Source organism: Kribbella sp. (genome assembly GCF_035655035.1).
Lineage (GTDB): Bacteria > Actinomycetota > Actinomycetes > Propionibacteriales > Kribbellaceae > Kribbella.
This window is the reverse complement of the sequence record NZ_DASRVN010000770.1, coordinates 1-8,077: the sequence shown is the minus strand read 5'-3', so window position 1 is coordinate 8,077 and position 8,077 is coordinate 1. Positions and strand designations below refer to the sequence as shown.

The window sequence follows — 8,077 nt, the reverse complement described above, 5'->3', positions numbered from 1 at the left end:
AACTGTCCCGCGGTGCCCAGAATGCCGACGACGGCGGAGTTGTAGAGCGCCCGCGCCATCGGCACCGTCGTGTCGTTGAACAGTTCGCTGATGTTGCCCCACTGCAGATGCGAGGGGAACAACGTCCATGTGGGCGCGGTGATGTCGGCCTCGGTCGACAATGCGTTGCGCAGGATCAGGTAGAACGGCAGCAGGAACAGCACCACCGCGACGAACAGCGCGATCCAGCGCAGCCCGGTCCCGACCCGGCCGAGCGGGGTCTGGGTGAAGCCGATCGGCTTCGGCGTACCGGTCGTACGTTCGGCGTCGGCCATCAGTCGCCCGCCTTTCCGAAGCCGAGGATCCGGCTCTGCAACAGAGTCACGATCATGATGATGACCGCCAGGATGAGCGCGCCGGCCGACCCGTGCCCGAGGTCCTGGATCGAGCCGAGCGAGATGCCGTACAGGTACACCAGCGGCGGCCGCGCGTAGTTCACGTTGCCGATCAGGTTGTAGAACTCGTCGAACGCCTGGTACGCCGCGATCAGGTTCAGGATCAGTACGGCGACCGAGGTGGCCCGCAGTTGGGGCAACGTGATGTACCGGAACACCTGCCACCCGGGCTTCGCCCCGTCGACGTACGCCGCCTCGTAGAGCGTCGGCGAGATCCGCTGCAGGCCGGCGATGAACAGGATCATGTAGAACCCGAGCTGGAGCCACAGCCGGACCGTCACCAGCGGCAGCCAGTACCACGGGGGCGAGACCGTCGACAGCCACGCGATGTTGTCGATCCCGAACCAGCCGAGCACCGTGTTCGCGAGGCCGAACCGGACGCCGTTGAAGATCGACAGCCGCCAGATCAGCGACGCGACGACGTACGAGCACGCGGTCGGCAGGAAGAACACCGACCGGAAGAACGCCCGGGCGATCTTGACCTGGTTGACCAGCAGCGCCAGCACCAGCGAGAGCACGAACGTCAGCGGCACGATGAACACCGCGAAGATCGTGAACGTGCCCAGGCTGGACAGGAAGTTGTGGTCGGTCAGCATGTCGGCGTAGTTGCGCAGCCCGACGAACTTCGACGGGGTCGCGGTGTTGTACGCCTCGAAGAAGCTGAGGACCAGGCTCCACAGGATCGGCAGGTACGAGAAGATCAGCAGCCCGAGCACGAACGGACCGACGAACACCCAGAACCACAGGGTGTTGCCCTTGATCCCCTTCTGCCCTTTCCTGCCCGGCCGCGTCCCTCGCCGCTCACCAGCGGCGGCGGGGTCCGCGGACGTCTTGGCCGTAGCGCTCATCCGAACAACCGCTTCAGTTCGTCGTTGACGGTCTTCTCCGCCTTCGCGATCTCTGCGGCTGGGTCGGCTCCCTTCTTGATGATGTTGGTCAGCATGTCGCCGAACGCCGTACCCATCTTCGGGGTCCAGGCCGGGTTGTCGGTGTGGCCGTAGTCCTGGGTCAGCTTCACGGTGTCCGCCGCGACACCGCTCTGCAGCTTGGCCGCCTTGGCCGCGACGCTCTTCCGCGGCGGGATGTGGAAGCCGTAGCTCAGCGACCAGTCCTCCTGGTCGGCCGTCTGGTCGATCCACAGCCACTTCACGAACTTCTTCGCCGCGTCCACGTTCGCGCTCTTCGCGGAGACGAACTGCGTCCAGCCGCCGGAGTACACGGCCGGCTTGTTCGATGCGTCGAGGGCCGGGAACGGGATCACGCCGAGGTCGTCGCCGAGCGCCTTCTTCATGCCGGGAACCGCCCACATGCCGATCCACTGCATCGCGCACAGGCCCTGGTTGATCGCGCCCGGGTCGGTCCAGTCGGTCGGCGCGCCGAGCAGCACGCTCTTGCTGGCGTACAGCTCGTGCAGCTTGCCGAACATCTTGGCCGGGCCGTCACCGGAGAAGCCGGGCTTGTTGTCCTTGGTCAGGTACTCGCCGCCGGACGACCACATGGCCGGGCCGCCGAGCGCCAGACCACCATCGTTGCCGACGAAGATGCCCTTCACCTTGTTGGTGGTGAGTTCCTTGGCCGCCGAGATCAGGTCGTCGATGGTCTGCGGCGGCTTGATGCCGGCCTTGTCCAGCAGCGACTTGCGGTAGTAGATGACCTGCGGGTCGATGATCATCCGGATCCCGTAGATCTTGCCGTCCACGGTGTTCGTGGCGAGGTCGCCGGGCAGGAAGTCGTCCTTGACGTCGGCGATGATGTCGTCGAGCGCGACCACCTGGTTGCTCTTCACCATGCCGATGTTCAGCTGGCTCTCGAAGACGTCGGGGCCTTTGTTCGACAGCAGGCCCGAAGCGAGCTTGCTGGCGTAGTCGCCCGGGGTCCACTGCACGGTGACGTTGGCGTCGGTGTAGGCCTTCGCGTACTTCTGCGCCGCCTGCTGGGTGCCGGCCTCGCCGTACTGGTGGTACCACTGCGAGAGGCTGGGTTTCGACCCACCACCCCCACCGGACGACGGTCGGCCGGTATTGCCGCCGCAGGCCGCGGTGAACGCGGCGAGCGCGGCGAGTCCGCCGGTCCGCTTGAGCAGATCGCGCCGGGACAGTCCGGCGTTCGGAACATGAGCAGGCATGAATTCCACCTTCCCTACAGGGAACGTCGCAGGGGTACGACGCACGGTTCCGAGGTACTTAACGGCGTTAAGCATCTCCGAGTTCTGGCACACGGTACTGCAAGTCAATCGTTGTAGAAGTGCCAGCACAATGTCTCAAAAGCGCGTCCGGCGCAAGACCGGACGCGCTGTTCTTTGTTCGAATGTGTGGAATTTGCTTGAGTTGATATCGGCTCGTGATCAGCCGAAGATCTCCCCCGCCTCGGCCTTGCGGAGCAGCAGCGCCGGCGGCGCGAAGCGCTCGCCGTACTTCGTTGCCAGCTCGCGCGCCCGTTCGGCGAAGACGCTCGGTCCGTACGCGTTCACGTACTGCAACGCCCCGCCGTGCAGCGGCGGGAACCCGATGCCGAAGATCGACCCGATGTTGGCGTCCGGCACCGATCGCAGCACGCCCTCGTCGAGGCACTTCACGGTCTCCAGCGCCATCGCGAACAGCATCCGCTCCTGCAGATCGATCAGCGGTACGTCGATGTCACGCGCGAAGTGCTCCCACAGTCCTGGCCACAACGACTTCGGCCCGTCCGCCGGGTAGTCGTAGAACCCGGCACCGGCCGCCTTCCCGCGCCGGCCGAACTCGTTCACCAGGCGATCCGTGACCGCCATCCCCGGGTGCTCGTCGAACGCCCCGGCGCTGTCGCCGGCCGCCCGCGCGGCGTCGCGGATCTTCTGCGGCAGCGTCAGCGTGACCTCGTCCAGCATCGCCAGCGGCGGCGCCGGGAACCCGGCCAGCGTCGCGGCCCGCTCGATCGTCACCGGATCGATGCCCTCGGCCAGCATCGCGGCGCCTTCCATCACCAGCGTGCCGAACACGCGCGACGTGAAGAACCCGCGGCTGTCGTTGACCACGATCGGCGTCTTCTTGATCTGCCGTACGACGTCGTACGCCTGCGCGATCGCCCGGTCCGAGGTCTTCGCACCGGCGATCAGCTCGACCAGCGGCATCCGGTCCACCGGGGAGAAGAAATGCATGCCAATGAAGTCGTCCGGGCGGTCGATCCCGTCGGCGAGCGTCGTGATCGGCAGCGTCGAGGTGTTCGAGCAGAGCAGCGCGTCCGGCTCGACCACTTCGGCGATCTCCGCGAACACCTTCTGCTTCAGCCCGCCGTCCTCGAAGACCGCCTCGATCACCAGGTCGCACCCGGCCAGGTCGTTCGGATCCGCGGCCGGAGTGATCCGGCCGAGCAACTCTGCCACCTGGTCGACCGACGTCCGGCCCTTCGCGACCTGTTTGGCCAGCAGCTTCTCGGAATATTCCTTTCCGCGCGCAGCCGCCTCCAACGAAACATCTTTGAGCACAACGTCGATTCCGGCTTTCGCGCAGACATACGCGATTCCGGCCCCCATCATCCCGGCACCGAGCACGCCGACCTTGCGCGCGCGGTACGGCGGTACGCCGGAAGGCCGCGAACCGCCGGCGTTGATCGATTGCAGGTCGAAGAAGAACGCCTGGATCATGTTCTTCGCGATCTGGCCGGTGGCGAGCGAGACGAAGTACCGGGACTCGATCCGGGACGCGGTCTCGAAGTCGACCTGGCTGCCCTCGACCGCGGCGCTCATGATCGCCCGCGGCGCCGGGTACGGCGCGCCCTTGAGCTGCTTGCGCAGGTTCGCCGGGAAGGCCGGCAGGAACGCGGCCAGCTTCGGCGAGGCCGGCGTACCGCCCGGGATCTTGTACCCGTCCCGGTCCCACGGCTGCTTGGCGTCCCCGTCGTACGCCGTGATCCACCGGCGCGCGGCCTCCAGCAACTCCGCGGCCGGTACGACCTCGTCCACGATGCCGACCGACAACGCGTGCGCGGGCTTCATCCGCTGCCCCTGCAGCAGCACCTTCATCAGGGCGTCCTGCAGGCCGAGCATCCGCACCGTCCGGGTCACTCCCCCGCCGCCGGGCAGCAGGCCGAGCGTCACCTCCGGTACGCCGAGCTCGATACGGTTGTTGTCGGCAACGATCCGGTGGTGGCAGGCGAGCGCGATCTCGAGCCCGCCGCCGAGCGCCGATCCGTTGATCGCGGCAACGACCGGGACACCGAGCGTCTCCAGCACCCGCAACTGGCGCTTGACCTCCTCGATGGTCTCGAAGACCTGTGCGGCGTCCGACGGCTGGATCCGCGACAGCTGCTGCAGGTTGCCGCCCGCGAAGAACGTGGACTTCGCGGACGTCACGATCACGCCCTTGAGCAGCGCCTTCTCGGCGACCAGCCGCTCGACGGTCCGGCCCATCGCCTCGACGTACGCGTCGTTCATCGTGTTCGCCGACGCGTCGGGATCGTTCAGCGTCAGCGTGACCACGCCCGCGTCGTTCTTCCACTCGATCATGCTGTTCACGCTGGGAGCCTTTCGATGATCGTCGCGACGCCCATCCCGCCGCCGACGCACAGGGTGGCCAGGCCGTACCGGAGCTCGCGGCGCTCCAGCTCGTCCAGCAGGGTTCCGATCAGCATCGCGCCGGTGGCGCCGAGCGGATGCCCGAGGGCGATCGCGCCGCCGTTCACGTTCACCTTCTCGTGCGGTACGCCGAGATCCTTCATGAAGTGCAGCACCGCCGCCGCGAACGCCTCGTTCATCTCGAACAGGTCGATGTCGGCCACGTCCAGACCGGCGCGGGCCAGCGCCTTCCGCGCGGCCGGTGCCGGGCCGGTCAGCATGATGGTCGGATCGGCACCGCTGACGCCGACCGACACGACGCGCCCGCGCGGTGCCCGGCCGAGCGCCTCGCCGGCCTTCTCGTTGCCGATCGCGACCAGCGCGGCGCCGTCCACGATGCCGGACGAGTTCCCGGCATGGTGCACGTGCTCGATCCGCTCGACGGTCAGGTACTTCTCCAGCGCCACCGCGTCGAACCCGCCGTGCTCCCCGATCGCCGCGAACGACAACGGCAGCCCGGCCAGCGTCTCGACCGTCGTCCCCGGCCGGACCAGCTCGTCATGGTCGAGGATCCGCAGTCCGTTGCGGTCCACGACCGGTACGACGGAACGCCCGAAGTACCCGTTCGCCCAGGCCTTCGCGGCCCGCGCGTGCGACTCGGCGGCGTACGCGTCGACGTCGGTCCGGGAGAAGCCGTCGACGGTCGCGATCAGGTCCGCGCTGATGCCCTGCGGGATGAACCCGGTGTGCAGCGCGGTCTCCGGGTCCATCGCCCAGGCGCCGCCGTCGGAGCCCATCTTGACCCGCGACATCGACTCCACGCCGCCGGCCAGGATGAAGTCCTCCCAGCCGGAGCGGACCCGCTGCGCGGCCTGGTTGACCGCCTCCAGCCCGGACGCGCAGAACCGGTTCAGCTGCACGCCGCCGGTGGTCTCGGGGTAGCCGGCCATCAGTACGGCGGTCCGCGCGATGTCCATGCCCTGGTCGCCGATCGGTGTCACCACCCCGAGGACGACGTCGTCGACCGCGGCCGGGTCGAGGTCCGGGTGCCGGGTCCGCAGCTCGTCCAGCAGACCGGTGATCAGCTGGATCGGTTTGACCTCGTGCAGCGCGCCGCTCGGTTTCCCCTTGCCGCGCGGTGTGCGGATCGCGTCGTACAGGAAGGCGTCACTCATGAGGCCGATTGTGACAGTACTACTGTCATGATGGTCAAGTGCGGACCGTTATGATCTCCGCCATGTCCGAGGTGGCGGGGGCAGCATCACCTGAAGGCGTGACGTTGACGGTGGACGAGCTGTCGGCGCGCGTGGGGATGACTGTGCGCACGTTGCGGTTCTACGCGGGCCGGGGCCTGATCCCGCCGCCGATCCGGCGCGGCCGGGTCGGGTACTACGGGCCCGAGCACATCGCGCGGCTCGACCTCGTGCGGGAGCTGCAGGCGCACGGGTTCACCCTGCAGGCGATCGAGGGGTACCTGGAGCGGATCCCGGCCGACGCCACCCCGCAGGACATCGCGCTGCACCGGACGCTGCTGACGCCGTGGATGCGCGACCTCCCGGAGACCCTCGACCGGGCGGCGCTGGTACGGCGTACCGGCCGGGAGCTGAGCGACGACGACATCGAGATGCTGGTCGCGCTCGGGGTGGTCGAGCCGACGCCGGACGAGGACGTGTTCCAGGTCGCGACCGCCCATCTCGGTCTCGGCGCCGAACTGCTCGACCTGGACCTCCCGGTCGAGGCCGTGCTGGCCGCCGGCCGAATCTTCTCCGAGCACGGCCGCGCGGTCGCCGAGGAGCTCACCGAGGTGTTCCGCACCAAGGTCTGGCCGCACTACCGCGACTCCGGCGGCCCGCCCGAACACATCCAGCAGCTCGTCGAACGCTTCAAACCCGTCACGATCCAGGGCCTTGTCCTGGCGTACGAACGCGCCGTCGGCGAAACCCAACGCGACACCATCCGCCGCACCCAGAACAAGCCGCGCTAGTTCGGGACGCGGAGGTAGGTGAGGCCGCGGAGGTCGAGGTAGGTGTCGTCGGGGGTGGTGACGACGCGGAGCAGGACGTTGTCGCAGTGGTTGCAGCGGGCCACCATGCCGGGTGCGTCGACGTACAGGCGGACCTCGGCGAAGACGCCGGTCTGGCCGCAGGCGTTGCACTGGCCGATCGCGGCGGTGATGTCGACGGCGAAGAGCTCGCTCAGGGCTCCGGCCGCGGCGTTGCCGTCGAGGTGGTTGTCTGTGTAGTTCTCTGGACTCATCCGAACCGCTCCGTTCTGACGCGCGCCGGGTCGTGGCCGGCCGCGACCAGCAGGTCCGCGACCGTCTCCACGAACGGCGTCGGGCCGCACACGTACGTCGTCGCGCCGTCCTCGGGCCCGAACGCGTACTTCTCGATCACCGAAGCGTCGATCCGCCCCACCCGCGACTCCCCGGCCGGCGCCTCCCGGGTGTAGACGAGATGTACGTCGACGTCGTCCGCCGCGGCCAGCGCCTTGAGGTCCTGCACGTAGATCACCGACTCCGGGCGGCGAACGGAGTACAGCAGCCGCATCGGCGTCGACGTACCGGCTCCTCCTGCTGTCCGGGCCTGCAGCATCGACCGCAGCGGCACGACGCCCGACCCGCCGCCGATCAGCTGCACGGGCCCCTCCTGCCCCGGCTTCCACACGAACCAGCCGCCGACCGGTCCGCGGAGCTCCAGCGGGTCGCCGACCTTCAGCACGTCCACCAGGTACGGCGAGACCTCACCGTCCGGCACCTTCTCCACGGTCAGCTCGACCGTACTACCGGTCCACGCGGACGCGATCGAGTACGACCGGGACGCCCGGTAGCCGTCCGGCGCGGTCAGCCGTACGTCGAGGTGCTGCCCGGCGAGATGCCCCGGCCAGTCCGGTACGTCGAGCACGATCGTCCGCGCCGACGCCGTCTCCCGCCGTACGTCGACCACCGACGCGACCTGCCATGACTTGTGCGCACTCAGTCGCCGGCGTATCGCTGTTCTTTCCATGGGTCTCCGTACTCGTGGTAGCCGGCGGTCTCCCAGAAGCCGAGGTCCTCGGTGTCGGACAGCACCAGGCCGCGGACCCACTTGGCGCTCTTCCAGAAGTACAGGTGCGG

General features: G+C 68.2%; 7 protein-coding genes and 2 pseudogenes. 1 reads left to right on the top strand and 8 read right to left on the bottom strand.

From position 1 onward, the window contains the following. The 5 genes and pseudogenes from VFF46_RS39190 to VFF46_RS39170 all read right to left on the bottom strand — a co-directional run. Window positions 1-314 (bottom strand): annotated as a pseudogene (locus VFF46_RS39190) (carbohydrate ABC transporter permease); the annotation flags it as partial. Next, entirely contained in the window at window positions 314-1,282 is a 969-nt protein-coding gene (locus tag VFF46_RS39185; protein ID WP_325042346.1) for a sugar ABC transporter permease, read from the bottom strand. The gene VFF46_RS39185 and the pseudogene VFF46_RS39190, both read right to left, overlap by 1 nt. Further along, window positions 1,279-2,559 (bottom strand): sugar ABC transporter substrate-binding protein, encoded by a 1,281-nt coding sequence (locus VFF46_RS39180; protein WP_325042345.1) that lies wholly within the window; start codon window positions 2,557-2,559, stop codon window positions 1,279-1,281. Before VFF46_RS39180 ends, VFF46_RS39185 begins: the two co-directional genes overlap by 4 nt. 219 nt (window positions 2,560-2,778) lie before the next feature. Continuing rightward, entirely contained in the window at window positions 2,779-4,914 is a 2,136-nt protein-coding gene (locus tag VFF46_RS39175) for a 3-hydroxyacyl-CoA dehydrogenase NAD-binding domain-containing protein (protein WP_325042347.1), read from the bottom strand. A gap of 5 nt (window positions 4,915-4,919) precedes the next feature. Beyond that, window positions 4,920-6,137 (bottom strand): acetyl-CoA C-acetyltransferase, encoded by a 1,218-nt coding sequence (locus VFF46_RS39170; protein WP_325042344.1) that lies wholly within the window; start codon window positions 6,135-6,137, stop codon window positions 4,920-4,922. A 62-nt stretch (window positions 6,138-6,199) separates the two neighbouring features. On the opposite strand from VFF46_RS39170, the gene VFF46_RS39165 reads away from it, so the two are divergent. After that, window positions 6,200-6,946, top strand: coding sequence for a MerR family transcriptional regulator (locus VFF46_RS39165; protein WP_325042343.1), 747 nt, complete (start codon window positions 6,200-6,202; stop codon window positions 6,944-6,946). On the opposite strand, the gene VFF46_RS39160 is transcribed toward VFF46_RS39165, so the two are convergent. From VFF46_RS39160 to VFF46_RS40565, 3 genes and pseudogenes are all read right to left on the bottom strand, one after another. Beyond that, window positions 6,943-7,218: a DUF6510 family protein gene (locus VFF46_RS39160; protein WP_325042342.1), complete on the bottom strand. Its 276-nt coding sequence runs from the start codon at window positions 7,216-7,218 to the stop codon at window positions 6,943-6,945. The two genes, VFF46_RS39165 and VFF46_RS39160, sit on opposite strands and share 4 nt — an antisense overlap. Continuing rightward, window positions 7,215-7,967, bottom strand: a complete 753-nt coding sequence (locus VFF46_RS39155; protein ID WP_325042341.1) for a ferredoxin reductase — start codon at window positions 7,965-7,967, stop codon at window positions 7,215-7,217. The genes VFF46_RS39160 and VFF46_RS39155 overlap by 4 nt, the downstream gene beginning before the upstream one ends. Further along, window positions 7,937-8,077, bottom strand: a pseudogene (locus tag VFF46_RS40565) (sulfite oxidase-like oxidoreductase); the annotation flags it as partial. The pseudogene VFF46_RS40565 and the gene VFF46_RS39155, both read right to left, overlap by 31 nt.

Excerpts from the sequence above, each read along its gene's own strand:
- VFF46_RS39185 (WP_325042346.1), bottom strand. The coding sequence starts at position 1,282 with ATGAGCGCTACGGCCAAGACGTCCGCGGACCCCGCCGCCGCTGGTGAG.
- VFF46_RS39180 (WP_325042345.1), bottom strand. The coding sequence starts at position 2,559 with ATGCCTGCTCATGTTCCGAACGCCGGACTGTCCCGGCGCGATCTGCTC.
- VFF46_RS39175 (WP_325042347.1), bottom strand. The coding sequence starts at position 4,914 with ATGATCGAGTGGAAGAACGACGCGGGCGTGGTCACGCTGACGCTGAAC.
- VFF46_RS39170 (WP_325042344.1), bottom strand. The coding sequence starts at position 6,137 with ATGAGTGACGCCTTCCTGTACGACGCGATCCGCACACCGCGCGGCAAG.
- VFF46_RS39165 (WP_325042343.1), top strand. The coding sequence starts at position 6,200 with ATGTCCGAGGTGGCGGGGGCAGCATCACCTGAAGGCGTGACGTTGACG.
- VFF46_RS39160 (WP_325042342.1), bottom strand. The coding sequence starts at position 7,218 with ATGAGTCCAGAGAACTACACAGACAACCACCTCGACGGCAACGCCGCG.
- VFF46_RS39155 (WP_325042341.1), bottom strand. The coding sequence starts at position 7,967 with ATGGAAAGAACAGCGATACGCCGGCGACTGAGTGCGCACAAGTCATGG.